Consider the following 17047-nt stretch of genomic DNA (forward strand, 5'->3'; position numbering starts at 1 on the left):
TGCGAGCGGTGCTCGTCGACGCGGTCGGAACGGTCACTAGGAGGACCGATGCTCGGACGCCCTACTAGTGTGAAGTTTGTCTCAGGCCACTGTGATGGGACTCGGGATAGCGTGCCCGGAGTGCGGTTAACATCACAGCATCCGCAGGCGCGAAAGGGACACATGGCCACGTCACACACCGGGACACCGGATTCCGTCGCTGCCGAGGACGTCGGCGCGGCCGTACCGGTGAGCAGCGCCGAGGAGGGTTTCGCGACCTGGCGCCGCGGCGTGGCCGGGGTGCTGGCCAAGGCTCGTCGGGTGGACGTCTCGGAGCTCCCCGAGCATCCGGAGACGCTGCTCGAAGTGACCACGTACGACGGGGTCACGGTGCGGCCCCTGTACGGGCCGCTGGACGAGACTGCCGAGGCTCCGCTGCCCGGCACCTTCCCCTTCACGCGCGGCACGGACGCGCATCGCGACGTCAACGTCGGGTGGCTGGTCGCCGGTCGGTTCGGTCGTCCCGCCGGTGCGGACTCGGACGCGGCGACGCTCAACGACCAGCTCCTCGACGCGCTGCAGAACGGCACGAGCGCCCTGTGGCTCGACACGGCGTCCGTGGGCGCCGAGGGCCTGGCCCGCGCACTCGACGGGGTCCTGCTCGACCTCGCGCCCCTGACACTGGACGCGGGTGCGGACGTCACAGCGGTGGCCGACGCGTTGTTCGCGCTCCTGGACGAGCGCGGTGCCGCCGCCGACGTCCGACTGGGGGCGTCACCGCTGACCGATCGATTCGCCGACCTCCCGGGTGCGAGCGAGCAGGACGCGATCGATCTCGCGGTGCGGGCAGTGGCGCGCACCGAGCGGGTGCGCGCGATCACGTTGGACGGCACCGTGTTCCACGCTGCCGGGTCGGCAGACGCGCAGGAGGTCGGTCTGACCGTCGCGGCCGGACTCGAGTATCTGCGCGCGCTCACGGCGGCGGGACTGTCCACTGTCGAGGCATTGGGACAGGTGGAGTTCCGGCTCGCGGCCACCGACGAGCAGTTCGAGACCATCGCCAAGTTCCGTGCGGCCCGGCGGGTCTGGGCCCGGGTGGCCGAGGTGCTCGGGGCGCCGGAGCACGGCGGGGCCCCACAGCACGCCGTCACCTCGGCGGCGATGATGACGCAGCGCGATCCCTGGGTGAACATGCTGCGCACGACGCTGGCCGCGTTCGGCGCCGGTGTGGGCGGAGCCGACGCGGTGACCGTCCTGCCGTTCGACGCCGCGATTCCCGGCGGCGCCGCGGACGTCTCGCAGACCTTCGCCGCACGGATCGCGCGCAACACCCAGCTGCTCCTGCTCGAGGAGTCCCACCTTGGTCGGGTGGTCGATCCGGCCGGTGGTTCCTGGTACGTCGAGTCGCTCACCGACGCGCTCGCGGACTCGGCGTGGTCGGTCCTGCAGGCGGTCGAGGCCGCCGGCGGTTACCGCGCCGCGCTGGAGTCCGGTGAGATCGCGCGCCGGGTCGAGGAGACCCGAGCCGCCCGTGCGAGCGACATCGCCCACCGCCGCACCGCGGTCACCGGTGTCAACGAGTTCCCGAACCTGCAGGAGCCGACGCCCGCGGCCTCGGGGAACGGCACCGTCGCCGGACGTCCCGCGACGCGGTACGCCGCCGAGTTCGAGGCGCTGCGTGATCGCAGCGACGCGGTGCTGGCGGACAAGGGCAGTCGCCCGGTGGTGCTGCTGGCGCCGTTGGGCAGCGTCGCGGAACACAACGGACGCACCACGTTCGCGGCGAACCTCATGGCGTCGGGCGGGATCGAGGCGGTGAACCCCGGTGCGGGAGCCGATCTCGCCGCGGTGGCACGCGAGACCGCCTCGCCGATCGCCGTGCTGTGCGGCACCGACAAGCGGTACGCCGCCGAGGGACCGGACGCCGTCGCCGCTCTGCGGTCGGCGGGGGTGCGGACGGTGCTCGTCGCCGGCGGTGCCTCGGCCTTCGCGGACGCGTCGCCGGAACAGACCCCGGACGGACATCTCACGCTCACCATCGATGCCGTCGCCGAACTGAGTGCTCTTCTCGATGCACTCACCGGCGAGGCTCGTACGGAAGGACACACCGCATGACCGACGACGCTGGTGACATGGGCCCCGTGGGCAGTTTCGCGGACGTTCCGCTCGTCGACCCCCGCGGTGCGGACGCGGCAGCGCCGGCGGCCGACGATGCGCGCGCCCACGTCGAGGCGGCCGCGGCGGCTCACGGCTACTCGCCCGAGCAGGTGGTGTGGTCCACCCCCGAGGGCATCGACGTCCGACCCCTGTACACCGGCGCCGACCGGGCGGAGGCGGCCGAGGCCGGGTACCCGCTCGACTCCTACCCGGGCACGGCTCCGTTCCTGCGCGGTCCGTACCCGACGATGTACGTCAACCAACCGTGGACGATTCGTCAGTACGCCGGATTCTCGACGGCGTCGGAGTCCAACGCGTTCTACCGTCGTAACCTCGCTGCCGGTCAGAAGGGGCTGTCGGTCGCGTTCGACCTCGCGACGCACCGCGGCTACGACAGTGACCACCCGCGCGTGCAGGGCGATGTCGGCATGGCGGGTGTCGCGATCGACTCGATCTACGACATGCGCCAACTCTTCGACGGGATCGACCTGGGGTCGGTGTCGGTGTCGATGACCATGAACGGCGCCGTGCTGCCGATCCTGGCGCTGTACGTCGTCGCGGCGGAGGAGCAGGGCGTCGGACCGGAGAAGCTCGCCGGCACCATCCAGAACGACATCCTCAAAGAGTTCATGGTGCGCAACACCTACATCTATCCGCCCGAGCCGTCGATGCGGATCATCTCCGACATCTTCGCGTACACCTCGACGCACATGCCGAAGTTCAACTCGATCTCCATCTCCGGCTACCACATCCAGGAAGCCGGCGCGACGGCCGATCTGGAGCTCGCGTACACCCTCGCCGACGGGGTGGAGTACATCCGCGCCGGGCTGGCCGCGGGCATGGACATCGACACGTTCGCCCCGCGGCTGTCCTTCTTCTGGGCCATCGGCATGAACTTCTTCATGGAGGTCGCCAAGCTGCGCGCGGGCCGGTTGCTGTGGGCGGAGCTGGTGCAGAAGTTCGACCCGTCCAGCGCGAAATCACTGTCGCTGCGCACACATTCGCAGACGTCCGGCTGGTCGCTGACGGCGCAGGACGTCTTCAACAACGTCTCCCGCACGTGTATCGAGGCGATGGCGGCGACGCAGGGACACACGCAGTCACTGCACACCAACGCGCTCGACGAAGCGCTCGCGCTGCCCACCGACTTCTCCGCCCGGATCGCCCGCAACACCCAGCTGCTGCTGCAACAGGAGTCCGGCACGACGCGGCCCATCGATCCGTGGGGCGGCTCGTACTACGTGGAGTGGCTGACCCACCAGCTCGCCGATCGGGCCCGCGCGCACATCGCCGAGGTCGAGGAGGCCGGCGGAATGGCCAAGGCCATCGGCGAGGGCATCCCGAAGCTCCGCATCGAGGAGGCGGCGGCGCGGACACAGGCGCGCATCGACTCCGGTCGGCAGCCGCTGGTGGGTGTCAACAAGTACGTTCCCGACGAGCCCGACGCCATCGAGGTGCTCAAGGTCGAGAACTCGCGGGTGCGCACCGAGCAGATCGAGAAGCTGGAGCGGCTGCGCGAGGAGCGCGACCCCGGCCGCGTCGAGGCGGCGCTGTCCGCCCTCACCGCGGCGGCCGCGTCCACCGACGGCGGGATGGAGAACAACCTGCTCGCCCTCGCCGTCGACGCGGCGCGGGCCATGGCGACGGTGGGCGAGATCTCCGACGCTCTCGAGAAGGTCTACGGACGGCACCGCGCCGAGATCCGCACGATCAGCGGTGTCTACCGGGACGAGGCGGGGAAGGCCACGAACATGGTGCATGCAGGCGAGCTGGCGACGGCGTTCGCGAAGGCGGAGGGCCGCCGACCCCGCATCCTGGTGGCGAAGATGGGGCAGGACGGACACGATCGCGGGCAGAAGGTCATCGCGACGGCGTTCGCCGACATCGGCTTCGACGTCGATGTCGGCCCCCTGTTCCAGACCCCCGAGGAGGTGGCGAACCAGGCCGCCGACAACGACGTCCACGTCATCGGGGTGTCGTCGCTCGCCGCCGGTCACCTGACGCTGGTTCCGGCGCTGCGGGAAGCACTCGCCGCCGTCGGCCGGTCCGACATCATGGTCGTGGTCGGCGGCGTCATCCCGCCGGGCGACTTCGACGCGCTGCGTGAGGCCGGGGCGGCCGCGATCTTCCCGCCCGGCACGGTGATCGCCGACGCCGCGGTCGATCTCATCGGCCAGCTCGCGGAGAGCCTGGGTCACGGCGCGGCCGTCTCGGACGCAGGAGCGAACGCCTGAGCATGTCCGACGCGACCGCAGCACGTCCCACGCGTCCGGCGATCGATCTCGACGCGCTCGTGGCCTCGGTGCGGGCCGGTGAGCGTGCCGGGCTGGCGCGTGCCATCACCCTCGTCGAGTCCACCCGCGACGACCATCGCGACCTCGCCCAACAGATGCTGCTCGAGCTCCTTCCGCACGCCGGGGGGTCACATCGGGTGGGCATCACGGGCGTACCGGGAGTCGGCAAGTCGACGTTCATCGACGCCCTGGGCATGACGCTCATCGAGAAGGGCCACCGCGTCGCGGTTCTCGCGGTGGATCCGTCGTCGACCCGTACCGGGGGCTCCATCCTCGGGGACAAGACACGGATGGCACGGCTCACGGTCGCGCCCGAGGCGTACATCCGGCCGTCCCCGACGTCGGGAACCCTCGGCGGTGTCGCGAAGGCGACCCGCGAGACGATCGTGCTGCTCGAGGCGGCCGGCTACGACGTCGTGCTGGTGGAGACCGTGGGGGTCGGGCAGTCCGAGATCACGGTCGCGGGCATGGTGGACACCTTCTGCTTCCTGACGCTCGCGCGCACGGGAGATCAGCTGCAGGGCATCAAGAAGGGTGTCCTCGAACTCGCCGACGTGGTCGCCGTCAACAAGGCCGACGGGAACCATCTCCGCGACGCCAAGGGTGCCGCGCGCGAACTCGCCGGAGCGCTCCGACTGATCTACCCGCACGACGCCCTGTGGACGCCGCCCGTGCTGACGATGAGCGCGATCGAGGAGACCGGACTCACGGAGTTCTGGGACACTGTGTGCCGCCATCGCGACGTCCTCACCGCGGCAGGCGACTTCGACGCCCGCCGCCGCGACCAGCAGGTCCAGTGGGTGTGGACCATGGTGCAGGACCAGCTGATGCGCCGACTGTCGTCGAGTCCCGCGGTGACCGCCGTCCGCGCCGACGTGGAGAGGCGCGTGGCCGACGGATCGCTCACGGCCGCACTGGGTGCGCAGGAGATCCTGACCGCCTTCGACGGCTGAACTCAGGTCCCGGCGGCGAACGCCCCGACCGTCGCGAGCAGGTGATCGAAGAAGGCGTCCGGATCGGTCGACACGGCGATCGCGGCATTGGGGCGACGTCCCCAGAACCCGCGCCGGTCGGCCACCGTCGTTCCCCGCGTGAGGGTCCCGACGAGTTCGACGTCGACGGTGGCCAGGGCGTACTCGGCGATCTCCGGGTGCAGTGCGACGGCCGCCGCGAACGGGTCGTGCATGTGCGCCAGGTATCCCTCACCCTGCGCGTGGTGGAACTCCATGTAGAACCGCACCGCGTCCGTCAGGTACCGCACGACGGGCACCGACGCCGTCGAGCGTGCTCCCACCTCGTCGATCGAGAGATGCTCCACCGGAACGGATCCGGCGATCTCTGCCAGACGTGCCACGTGAGACGGACGCATCTCGATCCGTTCCGTCAGGCCCAGGGCGCACACGATCGGCTCCCGGCCCGAGGGCACCGCGTCGAAGGCGTCGAACACCTCCTTCGCAGCTTCCGGGTCGACCGCCACGTTCCATTCGGAGGTGGGCGTCGTGTTCCCCGGGTGATCGATGCTGCCGCCCATGATCACCAGACGCTTCAGCAGCACGGGTAGTGCGGGCTCGAGCCGCAGTGCCAGAGCCAGATTCGTCATCGGACCGGTCACCAGTCCGACCAGCTCGCCCGGGTTCTCGCGCGCCAGGTCCACCCACGCCTGCGCCGCCGTCCGATCGGAGACGGTCATGGTGGGCGCCGGCAGATTCGCGTAGCCCACTCCCAGCGGACCGTGCGTGTCCTCCGTCGTCATCAGCGGGGCGACCAGAGGTGCGTCGACGCCGACGGCCACCTCCACGTCGGTCAGACCACAGATCTCCAACCAGGACAGCGTGTTCCGTGTCACCTGCGCGGTGGGCACGTTGCCCGCCGTGCAGCACACGGCCACGATCTCGGCCTCCGGACTCGCAGCCAGATAGACCAGAGCGAGGGAGTCGTCGATTCCGGTGTCGACGTCGACGAGGAGTCGAGTGCGGGCGGGGGAGTCGACGTCGGTCATGCCGCCATCCTGTCAGGACGGGAAGCGCGGCTCGTCGCATCCCCACGGGCGGGCCGGGAAGGGGTGATCGTCGTACTCCGCGAGCGCCGGTCGGGCCGTGCGCACGTCGTCGTGGAGGACGGTGTGCTCGTCCGTCGGCAGCACGGGGTCGGCCGGAGTGTCGACCCTGCCGTCGGCATCGAGCAGCCAGGCGGCAGTGCGTGCCAACGAGACCGACACCGTCCTACCGATGCCACCGTCGAGGCGCTGGGTCAGAGCGTCGACGATCCCCGCCGCCAGCAGGTGGCCGGACGCGTGGTCGAGCGCCTGCACCGGCAGCGCCCCCGGAACCCCGGCCGTCCCGCCGTCATCCGACCGGCCTCCGGCCTTCCCGCCGTCATCCGACCGGCCTCCGGCCTTCCCGCCGTCATCCGACCGGCCTCCGGCCTTCCCGCCGTCATCCGACCGGCCTCCGGCCTTCCCGCCGCACATGTTCGCGATGCCGGACGCCGCCTGCACCAGGCTGTCGAATCCGCGCCGCCGTGCCCACGGCCCCCGGCCGCCCCACGCACTCACCGTCCCGATGATCGCTCCGCTCGGCCGGTGCGCGCGGAGGTGGTCGTCGATGTAGGAGCCCGGCCGGTAGCCGCCGACCACCACGTCCACCGACGACATCAGCGCCGTCAGTCGCTCGTCGTCGTCGTCGACGAGCACGTCCAGGAGTGTCGAGTACTTGCCGGCGCCGGTGTCGAGGTGCTGGGCTTCGATCTCCGGCAGCAGTGGGGAGTCGACCCGCAGTACCGATGCACCGAGGAGGGCCAGATCGCGCGCGGCGACCGGGCCGGCGATGACCCGCGTGAGATCCAGTACGCGCACCCCGGCCAGCGGTCGCATCGGGTCGGTCGGTGGTTCGGGGAGCGACGGCAGACCGTCGGGACGCACGGTGGACGAGACGATGGGGCCGGAACGCGTGAAACGGCCGGGCGCCGAGCCGAACCACTCGTCCGGGGTCCGCACCGCCACGACGAGCGCGCCGAGTTCTGCTGCACGCTCCTCCACGTCCAGAGCCTCGTGGCGGAGCAGAGCCGCCGCGACGGCGGTGTGGTCGGCGTCGTCGGCGAGCTCGAGTAGCGAGAGCAGTCGCGCCCGGTGGTGCGGGTAGTTGGCGTGGGTGCGCACCCACCCGTCCGCGGTGCGGAAGAAGCCGGACAGGGCGGCGAACCCTGCGACCGGCCGCCCGTCGATGCGCAACAGTCTGTCTCCCGCGAACGACGCCGCGACCCGATCGCCGACCACCACGCGCGGTGACGGCGCGGTCAGCCCCGAGGCCACGCGGAACCGGTCGACCGCGGAACCGAGTGCAGCGACCGCACCGACGGCCAGCGCGGCCACCGGCAGGGTCGACGACAACACGCCCTCGGACACGGGTCGCACGGTGATGTCGGCGGCCTGAGCGAGACCCAGGTCGGCCTGGTACCGGTGCAGCAGGTCGGTCATACCTTGCGCGCGGAGATCTCCATGCCGGCGCCGCGGAGTCGGTGGATCAGCGCGTCACCGATTCCGGAGGCCGGGGTGAGCACGCCGCCGCCGACGGAGGGGAGTGCGTCACGGTCGAGCGCGAGCGCCAGTGCCGATTCGCCCAGCATCATGGCGGTGGCCGCGTAGCCAGGATCGCCCTTCGCCTTCACGCGCGAGACGTACCGGTCACCGGTGCTGGTGGTGGTGTAGACGTCGATCGTGAAATGCCCCTTCTGCCGGGTCTTCTCGCTGGGACCGTCGCCCGGCTTGGGCAGGATCTTGTCGAGGAGGAAACGGGTGGGCTTGAAGGCCATGCCCGCGACGAAGGCGCCCAGTCCGGCGAGCACGGCACCGGCGATCACCGGGGAGGCGGGCGACGAGCCGACGCTCATGACCTCGCTGTAGCGGAAGTTCTTGCCGTACGGGTATCCGAGCAGCGCGTTCGTGCGGCGCACGACCCGAGTGTTGTACGAGGACATCACGAACGGTGCCTTCCACCCCTTGAGATCGGGGTGGATGTCGGCGCCCTTGACGATGGGGGTGTCGCTCTGGCGTCCCAGATCCGGCTCGATCGAGCGGTCGGGGCTGAGCGAGTAGGGGCTCGCCGCCATCTTCGCCGCGGCGCGGTCCTTCGTGATCTCGTCGATCTGGCCGCGCAGCGAGTCGATGGTGCCGCCGCTGACTCCGCCGCTCATCGACGTCACGACGAGGGTGGTGTCGGTCAGGTCGCCTGCTCCGTCCTCGTGGACCTTGGAGTAGAGCGCGTGCACGCCGATGTCGGACGGCACCGAGTCGAAGCCGCAGGAGTGCACGATCCGAGCGCCGGTGGAGTGTGCGAGATCGTGGTTCTGGTCGGCACTGAGGCGAGCGAACAGCACTTCGCCGGTGAGGTCGACGTAGTCCGTGCCGTGCGCCGCGCAGACGTGCGCGAGCGTGCGTCCGAACTTCGCGTACGGCCCGACCGTGGTGATGACGACCTGTGTGCGAGAAGCGATGTCGGTGAGCGCGGCCTCGTCGTCCGCGTCCGCGACGAGCAGTGGCCAGTCGGCGGCGCGGGACGGCAGACCGCGACGGGTCGACTCCAGCTTGGATCGGGACCGGCCCGCGAGAGCGATCGACGTGCCCTGCGGGGCATGATTCGCCAGGTACTCGGCGGTGAGCGCGCCCACGAAACCGGTGGCGCCGTAGACGACGACGTCCAACTCGCGATCCCCTGCCGTGTCGAGATCGGACGCAGTGTCGAGTTCGGATGGATCAGGTGCGGAAGTCTCGGCCATCACCCGAGCCTACAAGCGCTCCTGTGACCCACCATCACTCACCACGACCACGTGTGGACGGCCTCGCCCTCGTGCATGAGCTGTAGGTAGTCGGACAACATGCCCGCCACCGCGCGCTCGCGCGACTCCCCGGCACGCTCGCGTGCGACGACGGCATTGCGTTGCCACACCGATCCGGACTGACGGCGCAGGCATCGACCCTCGATGACCCGGAGGTAGCGGTCGCGCACCTCGGTGTCCACGCCGTACGACGCGAGACCCGCCTCGGCCATGGGCAGCAGTCGGCGCAGGACCAGCTCCTGCGGCGAGATCCAGCCGACCTCCGGCCAGTAGAGCCTCGAGTCGAACCCGCCGCGGGCCGCCGAGTGCAGGTTCTCCACGGCGGCGTCGAACGACATCTGCGTCCACACCGGCCGGTCCGCGTCGACGAGCGACCGCAGGGTGCCGTAGTACAGCGCCGCGTCGGCGAGGACGTCGAGCACGGTCGGCCCTGCGGGAAGAACGCGGTTCTCGAGGCGGATGTGCTGCTCGCCGTTCGAGGTGTCGTAGATCGGACGGTTCCATCGGTAGACGGTGCCGTTGTGCATCTTCAGCTCGGTCAGGCCGGGCGCTCGGCCCGCCGCGAGTTCGGCCATCGGATCCTCGTCGGACACGACCGGCAGCAGCGCGGGGAAATACCGCGAGTTCTCCTCGAACAGATCGAAGATCGACGTGATCCAGCGCTCGCCGAACCACACGCGGGGTCGTACTCCCTGGTTCTTGAGTTCCTGTGGGCGCGTGTCCGTCGCCTGTTCGAACAGGGGGATCCGGGTCTCGTGCCACAGTGCCTTGCCGGCGAGGAAGGGGGAGTTGGCGGCCAGTGCCACCTGCACTCCCGCCAGCGCCTGCGCGGCGTTCCAGTGCGCGGGGAACTCCGTTGGCGAGACCTGCAGGTGTAGTTGCACGGAGGTGCACGCGGCCTCGGGGAGGATCGTGTCGGAGATCTCGTTCAACGACTCGATGTCGTGGCTGCCGGGCAGAGGGACCCCGGTGATCGACAGTTCGATGTCCTCGCCGCGCGCCGCGAAGATCTGTTGGTTGAGCAGGTCGTATCGCGGATTGCTGGACAACCAATGGTGGGCGAAGTGATCCTTGCCCAGCGTGGGCAGCATCCCGATCATCGCCAGGGCGCATCCCTGCTCACGAGCACGGGCGTCCGCGGTGTCCAGGGAGGTGCGTAATCCGTTCTCCAGGATGCGCATCCGGTCGCCCGCCAGCGGTTCCGGGGCCACGTTGATCTCGATGTTGAACTGGCCCAGCTCGGTCTGGAAGTCCGGATCGGCGATCGCCTCGAGCACGGCCGCGTTGGCCATGGCCGGCTGCATCGACTCGTCCACCAGGTTGAGCTCGATCTCCATGCCCAGGCGTGGCTCGTCCACCCGGAAGGTGTCGTCCGCCAACATCGCCGCCAGGGCGTCCAGACACTCCTGCACCTTGTGCCGGAACATCTGCCGGTCCTTACGGCTGAACGTGCGCTGCTCGACCTCGTCGCCCATCACGACATTGCACCACGTGGGCGGCCGCCAGGCGCACGACACGGGGGTTCGGCGGTGTCACCAGGGCGAGGCCGCGTAGTCCTTGAGGAACTTCCCGTGCAGATCGACACCGAGCTCACCCTGGACGATGGGGTCGTAGACACGAGCCGCGCCGTCCACCAGATCCAGGGGCGCGTGGAAGCCCTCGTCGGCGAGGCGGATCTTCGTCGGGTGCGGGCGTTCGTCGGTGATCCAGCCGGTGTCCACCGCGCTCATCGAGATGCCGTCGTCGAGCATCTCGTTCGCACTGGTGCGCGTCAGCATGTTCAGTGCGGCCTTGGCCATGTTGGTGTGCGGATGCCCCGGTCCCTTGTAGCCGCGGCCGAACTGGCCCTCCATCGCGGAGACGTTGACGACGTAGGACCGACGATGCGGCGACGCCGCCAGGGCGGCGCGCAGGCGCGAGACGAGGATGAACGGCGCCACCGAGTTGCACAGCTGCACCTCGAGCAGCTCGACGGGATCCACCTGGTCGACGGTGTGCACCCAGCTGTTGGTCGGCGCCTCGTCGGGTACCAGCCCACCCGCGTCGATCGCCGTTCCGGCAGCCATGCGCTGCAGGGACGCCGAACCGGCGACGAGGGCCATGGAGGTCACCTGCGACGGCCCCATGTTCGCCATGACGGCGGTGTCGAGAGCGACGGTGTCGCCGTCGGTCTCGCCGAACGCTCCCACCAGCGCTGCCGGGTGGGCATCGCTCGTCGCGCCGAACGTGCGCACCCCGAGCGCTGCCAGATCGACGCCGTGCTCACCGTCCTCGAGGGCGGTGTACGAGCCGGCGGACCGCTTGACGGTCTGAGCGGCGTTGTTGATCAGGATGTCGAGCGGGCCCTCCGCCGCGACGGAGTCCGCGAACGCGACCACCTGCGCGGGATCACGCAGGTCGATGCCGACGACGGACAGCCGATGCATCCAGTCGTGGCTGTCGGACATCGAGGAGAACCGGCGCACCGCGTCCGCGGGGAAGCGCGTCGTGATGGTCAGGTGAGCACCGTCGCGCAGCAGGCGCAACGCGATGTACATGCCGATCTTCGCGCGCCCGCCGGTGAGCACGGCGCGGCGGCCGGTGAGATCGGTCCGGGCGTCCCGCTTCGCGTGGTTCAGGGCGGCGCACTCGGGGCAGAGCTGGTGATAGAACGCGTCCACCGTCGTGTACCGCTGCTTGCAGATGTAGCAGGGACGCGCACGCTGCAGTGTGCCCGCGGTCTCGGTGGTGGTGGCCGACGTCAGCGCCAGCCCGGCGGTCTCGTCGTCGATGCGGTCGGGTGATCCGGTCGCCGTGGCGGCGACGACGGCGCGGTCGGCGTCGGCGACGCGGGCGCGCGACTCCAGGCGGCGACGCTTCTTCGCGGCCTTGAACATGCCGGCCGTGGCACGCTGCACGGTCACGGCGTCGGGGTGATCGTCGTCCAGGGCCGCCGCGCGGTCGAGCACGCGCAGGCACGCGGCGAGTTCGTCGGGGTCGATGCCCGTCACGCTGTGCTCCGTCATCGCCGCCTCCACGCTCCCGTGTCATGACGAAAGCCCCGATTCCGTGAGGAATCGGGGCTTTCGTCGGTCTGTCTTCGGTGTCCGAGGGGGGACTTGAACCCCCACGTCCGTTAATAGGACACTAGCACCTCAAGCTAGCGCGTCTGCCATTCCGCCACTCGGACAACCCGCGTCACGCCCTGCTGGTCACACACAGTTCACGATCGCGTCGCACCCATGTTCTCGGTGCGGTCGCTAAATCTAGCCGATACCGCGCCCTGGACCAAAACCGCACGTCGCAGCACCTGCCGAGGCACCTGGAGTGGTAGGAACGAGCTGTGTCCGCAACAGGAGAGAACGACCACCAGACCGAGAAGCAGACCGTGGCCGTGGACGAGGTGGTCGACCTCGTCTCGTCGCTGATCCGCTTCGACACCTCCAACACCGGTGAGCTCGAGACCACCGCCGGCGAGAAGGAGTGCGCCGAGTGGGTGGCGCGCCAGCTCGAGGCCGTGGGGTACGAGACCGAGTACGTCGAGTCGGGTGCGCCCGGCCGCGGCAACGTCTTCGCCCGACTGGCCGGCGCCGACAGCTCACGCGGCGCGTTGCTCGTGCACGGCCACCTCGACGTCGTTCCGGCCGAGCCCGCCGACTGGAGCGTGCATCCCTTCTCGGGTGCCGTCGAGGACGGCTACCTGTGGGGACGCGGCGCCGTCGACATGAAGGACATGGTCGGCATGGCCCTGGCGCTGGCCCGACAGTTCAAGTCGGCCGGCACCGTCCCGCCCCGCGACCTGGTCTTCGCGTTCCTGGCCGACGAGGAGGCCGGCGGCAGGTACGGGTCGCACTGGCTCGTCGAGCACCGACCCGATCTGTTCGAGGGTGTCACCGAGGCCGTCGGCGAGGTCGGCGGCTTCTCGCTGACGGTGTCCACCCCCGAGGGCGACGAGCGTCGCCTCTACCTCGTCGAGACGGCGGAGAAGGGGCTCGCCTGGATGCGTCTGACGGCCAAGGCTCGCGCCGGTCACGGATCGTTCCTGCACGAGGACAACGCCGTGACGTACCTCGCCGAAGCCGTTGCAGCACTGGGTAACCACCAGTTCCCGCTGGTGATGACGGACTCGGTGACCGAGTTCCTCGCCGCCGTGAGCTCGGAGACCGGCCTGGCCTTCGACCCCGAGTCGCCCGACATCGACGGCACCCTCGCCAAGCTCGGCAGCATCGCCCGCATCGTCGGCGCGACACTGCGCGACACGGCAAACCCCACGATGCTCTCGGCCGGGTACAAGGCCAACGTCATCCCGCAGACGGCCTCCGCCACCATCGACTGCCGCGTCCTGCCGGGACGCAAGGCGCAGTTCGAGCGCGAGGTCGACGCGCTCATCGGTCCGCACGTCGAACGGTCCTGGATCACCGACCTGGAGCCGTACGAGACCACGTTCGACGGGCACCTCGTCGACGCGATGAACGACGCGATCCTGGCGTTCGACGAGAACGGTCGCACGGTGCCCTACATGCTGTCCGGCGGCACCGACGCCAAGGCGTTCGCCAAGCTGGGCATCCGCTGCTTCGGCTTCGCGCCGCTCAAGCTGCCGCCCGAGCTCGACTTCGCGGCGTTGTTCCACGGCGTGGACGAACGGGTACCCGTCGAGTCGTTGATCTTCGGTACCAAGGTCTTCGAGCACTTCCTTCTGCACAGCTGACAACCCCCGAACCCATATCTCCCGAGAGGACCTCATGTCACACGATCCCTACGCCGCACTGCCGTCGCTGCCGTCGTTCGAGCTCACGTCGGACAACGTCACCGACGGTCAGCCGCTCCACGAGGACCAGGTCAGCGGCATCATGGGCGCAGGCGGCCACGACAACTCGCCGCAGCTGTCGTGGTCGGGTTTCCCGGAGGAGACCAAGAGCTTCGCCGTCACCGTCTACGACCCCGATGCGCCGACGGCGTCCGGTTTCTGGCACTGGGCGGTGGCGAACATCCCCGTCTCGACCACCACCCTGGTCACCGGAGCGGGCGACGACAGCTCCACCGGGTTGCCGAACGACGCGATCACGCTGCGCAACGACGCGGGCCTGGCCCGGTTCATCGGTGCCGCACCCCCGCAGGGGCACGGACCGCACCGCTACTTCGTGGCGGTACACGCCGTCGACGTCGAGAAGCTCGAGATCGACGAGAGTGCGTCACCGGCGTACCTCGGATTCAACCTCTTCAGTCACGCCATCGCGCGTGCCGTCATCGTGGGCACGTACGAGCAGAGCTGACGAGAACCGAGTCAGCGCGGCCCGGGCCGCGGGACAGTCTCCGTGCCGACCGCGTCGGCCACCGAGGCGAATCCCGCGGCCCGAGCTCGTCGAGCCAGGCCGACGGCGACGCGACGCGCCCAGAACGGACCGCCGTAGACGAAGCCGGTGTACCCCTGCACGAGGGTGGCACCGGCGAGGATGCGTTCCCACGCGTCGTCGGCGGTCTCGACGCCGCCGACCGAGATCAGCGTCATCGAGTCCCCGACGCGTGCACGCAGTCGGCGCAGCACCTCGAGTGATCGGTCCGCGACGTACGGGCCGGAGACGCCACCCGCTCCGAGATCCGCGGCCCCGGCCGTCCGCAGCCCGTCGCGCCCGATGGTCGTGTTGGTCGCCACGATGCCGGCGGATCCCAGCTCCATGGCCAGGTCTGCCACCGCGTCGACGTCGTCGTCCGACAGGTCGGGCGCGATCTTCACCAGGACGGGCACCGTCACGACGCTCGCCACGGCGGCCAGCAGAGGCCGCAGCGATTCCACCGCCTGCAGATCCCGCAGTCCGGGGGTGTTCGGCGAACTCACGTTGACCACGACGAAGTCCGACAGCGGGCCGAGCAGCCGCGCACTCTCCGTGTAGTCGATCGCGGCGTCCGCCGCGGGAACCACCTTCGTCTTGCCGATGTTGGCGCCGACCGGGATGTCCCCGCGTCGTCCGCGCAGACGCTCGGCCACCGCCGCAGCACCCGGATTGTTGAAACCCATGCGGTTGAGCAGGCCTCGGTCGGCGGGAAGCCGGAAGAGTCGAGGCTGTGGGTTTCCGGGTTGCGCCTGCGCGGTCACGGTGCCGACCTCCGCGAAACCGAACCCCAGCGGACCCCACGCGTCGACACCCTCACCGGTCTTGTCGAAACCGGCGGCCAGCCCGACCGGGGTGGGAAACGTCACGCCGAAGGCGGTCGTCCGCAGTGCCGGATCTCGGACCGAGAGCACGCGCGAGACCAGCGCACGCAGGGGCGCGAATCGAGTCACCGCGACCATCGCCGCGAATGCGAGGTGATGAATGCGTTCCGGAGGGAGCAGGAACATCGCGCGGAGCAGCAGCCGGTAGGGGCTCACAGCCTGGAAACCTCTCGTCGGGGAATCTCGTCGGTGGTGCGGCGCCGCCACTCGGTCAGAGACCGGGATCGGGCACGTGGTGCGCGGTCTTGCGTCGTTTGAGAAGTACTCGCCTGCTGCCGTCGGTGTACAGCCGGACCCGGGAGAGCTCCCACCCACCGAACTCGGCGGAGATGGCCAGCCGCATCGAGGCCGTCACTCGGGTGACGTCCGGCGGCAGCTTGATGGGCACGTACTCCCAGTCGTCCGACTGGGTCTCCCAGCCGACGGGCATCGCACGGTTGTTCCGGTTCACGGATCTCGCTCTCGTCCTCGCGGGCACTCACGCCCGGGTCGGGATCACCTGGACCCCGGCGCCACTGTTCGAGCCTACGAAAAGTTCGCCGGACTGCGAGTCCACGGCGAGCGAGTCGGGCTGGCGCACTGTGGGGAACCGTGCCGACTCGACAGGAATTCCGGAGGTGATGTCGAATCCCACCACCTCGTTCAGTGCGGTCACGGTCACCCACACGGTGCCGTCGTCCTCGCACGCGACGGCGAACGGGGAGCCGGCGACGGGGTAGCGCTGTCGCATGATCAGATCGGGGTCGCCCGTGAAGACGAGCAGTTCGTCGTCGGTCGTGTCGGCGACCACGACGGCACCGTCGGCGCATCCGGTCATGCGGGTGGCCCCGTCGCCTGCGCGCAGCGCGGCGCCGAGACGTTCGGCACCGACGTTCACGGACGTCACCGACGTCTGCCGGGTGTCCAGGGACACCAGATCGTCTCCGGTGCGTACGAGACCGTCGACCGACGCCTGACCGGGGATGGTGCTCTCGACCGCGCCGTCGGCTCCCGTGATCACGACGGTTCCGGTCGGCGTCCCGATGGCGTACCCGTCGTCCCACGGCGTCACCGAGGCGGCGCCGCCGTCGACCGCGACGTCCGTCGTCGCACCGGACTGCGCGTCCACCCGGCTGATGCCCGACGACGACGTGACCAACAGTTCGCCGTCCCTGCCGGCGGAGACGGACGTGCCGGGTGCGGAGAGTCGCACCGAGCGCGGATTCTCCTCCGAGTCGAGCGGGGTCAGCAGCAGCGTCGTACCGTCGTCGGTGAGGATCCCGGCGATCCGGTCGCGAGGCTCGATCGCGAGGCCGTCGACGGTGGCCGGACCGCCGAAGCGCGGGTCGGCCGTGACGCCCGCCGGCGTGACGGTCGTGTCGGGGGACACCGCGGCGACCTCCGGCTCACGCGTGTTCAGCTGCTCCGGATCGTCGGAGTTCGCGCATCCTGCTGTGACCGTCGTCACCAGGGCGAGGCCGAGAAGGACGAAACGGGTACTGCTGCGTCGTGCCGAGTGGGCACTGGTCGGTCGGGGTGCCATGGGGGTGATTCTCCTTCAGGTCTTCTCTCATCCGATCATCTCGCCGTCCCGGCGCGAGCACAGGGGAGG

The 17047-nt window shown here is 69.9% G+C and carries 13 protein-coding genes and 1 tRNA gene; 5 read left to right on the forward strand and 9 right to left on the reverse strand.

All coding sequences use genetic code 11. The features are described from left to right. Window positions 1-162 precede the first annotated feature (162 nt). Genes HQ306_RS11180 through meaB form a run of 3 tightly spaced genes read left to right on the forward strand, consistent with a single transcriptional unit; the run spans window position 163 to window position 5383 of the window. Entirely contained in the window at window positions 163-2094 is a 1932-nt protein-coding gene (locus HQ306_RS11180) for a methylmalonyl-CoA mutase family protein (RefSeq protein ID WP_222631092.1), read from the forward strand. Further along, entirely contained in the window at window positions 2091-4370 is a 2280-nt protein-coding gene (gene scpA, locus HQ306_RS11185) for a methylmalonyl-CoA mutase (protein ID WP_235578919.1), read from the forward strand. Before HQ306_RS11180 ends, scpA begins: the two co-directional genes overlap by 4 nt. A 2-nt stretch (window positions 4371-4372) precedes the next feature. After that, entirely contained in the window at window positions 4373-5383 is a 1011-nt protein-coding gene (gene meaB, locus HQ306_RS11190) for a methylmalonyl Co-A mutase-associated GTPase MeaB (protein ID WP_027505321.1), read from the forward strand. 2 nt (window positions 5384-5385) lie between these two features. Here the strand turns inward: meaB and HQ306_RS11195 are convergent, their stop codons facing one another. From HQ306_RS11195 to HQ306_RS11220, 6 genes are all read right to left on the reverse strand, one after another. Further along, window positions 5386-6429 carry a nucleoside hydrolase gene (locus HQ306_RS11195; RefSeq protein ID WP_222631094.1) on the reverse strand — a complete coding sequence of 348 codons (1044 nt, stop codon included), beginning with the start codon at window positions 6427-6429 and terminating at the stop codon, window positions 5386-5388. Between the two features lie 12 nt (window positions 6430-6441). Further along, window positions 6442-7905: a CoA transferase gene (locus HQ306_RS11200; RefSeq protein WP_222631096.1), complete on the reverse strand. Its 1464-nt coding sequence runs from the start codon at window positions 7903-7905 to the stop codon at window positions 6442-6444. Next, window positions 7902-9203: a trans-acting enoyl reductase family protein gene (locus tag HQ306_RS11205; protein ID WP_056444622.1), complete on the reverse strand. Its 1302-nt coding sequence runs from the start codon at window positions 9201-9203 to the stop codon at window positions 7902-7904. The genes HQ306_RS11200 and HQ306_RS11205 overlap by 4 nt, the downstream gene beginning before the upstream one ends. A gap of 38 nt (window positions 9204-9241) precedes the next feature. Next, window positions 9242-10738: a glutamate-cysteine ligase family protein gene (locus tag HQ306_RS11210; protein WP_222631098.1), complete on the reverse strand. Its 1497-nt coding sequence runs from the start codon at window positions 10736-10738 to the stop codon at window positions 9242-9244. 57 nt (window positions 10739-10795) lie between these two features. After that, window positions 10796-12268, reverse strand: coding sequence for an SDR family NAD(P)-dependent oxidoreductase (locus tag HQ306_RS11215; protein ID WP_037185609.1), 1473 nt, complete (start codon window positions 12266-12268; stop codon window positions 10796-10798). Window positions 12269-12346: 78 nt separating this feature from the next. Continuing rightward, window positions 12347-12432: transfer RNA gene (locus tag HQ306_RS11220), tRNA-Leu, on the reverse strand. Window positions 12433-12585: 153 nt separating this feature from the next. Between HQ306_RS11220 and HQ306_RS11225 the strand changes: the two genes are divergently transcribed. Then, complete coding sequence (locus HQ306_RS11225) at window positions 12586-13950, forward strand: M20/M25/M40 family metallo-hydrolase (protein WP_081821196.1); 1365 nt, start codon at window positions 12586-12588, stop codon at window positions 13948-13950. Between the two features lie 34 nt (window positions 13951-13984). Next, window positions 13985-14515, forward strand: coding sequence for a YbhB/YbcL family Raf kinase inhibitor-like protein (locus HQ306_RS11230; RefSeq protein WP_027505328.1), 531 nt, complete (start codon window positions 13985-13987; stop codon window positions 14513-14515). Window positions 14516-14526: 11 nt separating this feature from the next. On the opposite strand, the gene HQ306_RS11235 is transcribed toward HQ306_RS11230, so the two are convergent. The 3 genes from HQ306_RS11235 to HQ306_RS11245 are packed head-to-tail and all read right to left on the reverse strand — an operon-like array spanning window position 14527 to window position 16978. Further along, window positions 14527-15612: a quinone-dependent dihydroorotate dehydrogenase gene (locus HQ306_RS11235; RefSeq protein WP_307092970.1), complete on the reverse strand. Its 1086-nt coding sequence runs from the start codon at window positions 15610-15612 to the stop codon at window positions 14527-14529. A 55-nt stretch (window positions 15613-15667) separates the two neighbouring features. Next, window positions 15668-15886: a DUF5703 family protein gene (locus tag HQ306_RS11240; protein WP_037185612.1), complete on the reverse strand. Its 219-nt coding sequence runs from the start codon at window positions 15884-15886 to the stop codon at window positions 15668-15670. A gap of 48 nt (window positions 15887-15934) precedes the next feature. Continuing rightward, the gene (locus tag HQ306_RS11245; RefSeq protein WP_222631100.1) at window positions 15935-16978 is read right to left on the reverse strand and encodes a hypothetical protein; all 1044 of its coding nucleotides are present in this window, start codon (window positions 16976-16978) and stop codon (window positions 15935-15937) included. Between the last annotated feature and the right edge of the window lie 69 nt (window positions 16979-17047).

Source organism: Rhodococcus sp. BP-160, from assembly GCF_019836205.1.
Lineage (GTDB): Bacteria > Actinomycetota > Actinomycetes > Mycobacteriales > Mycobacteriaceae > Rhodococcoides.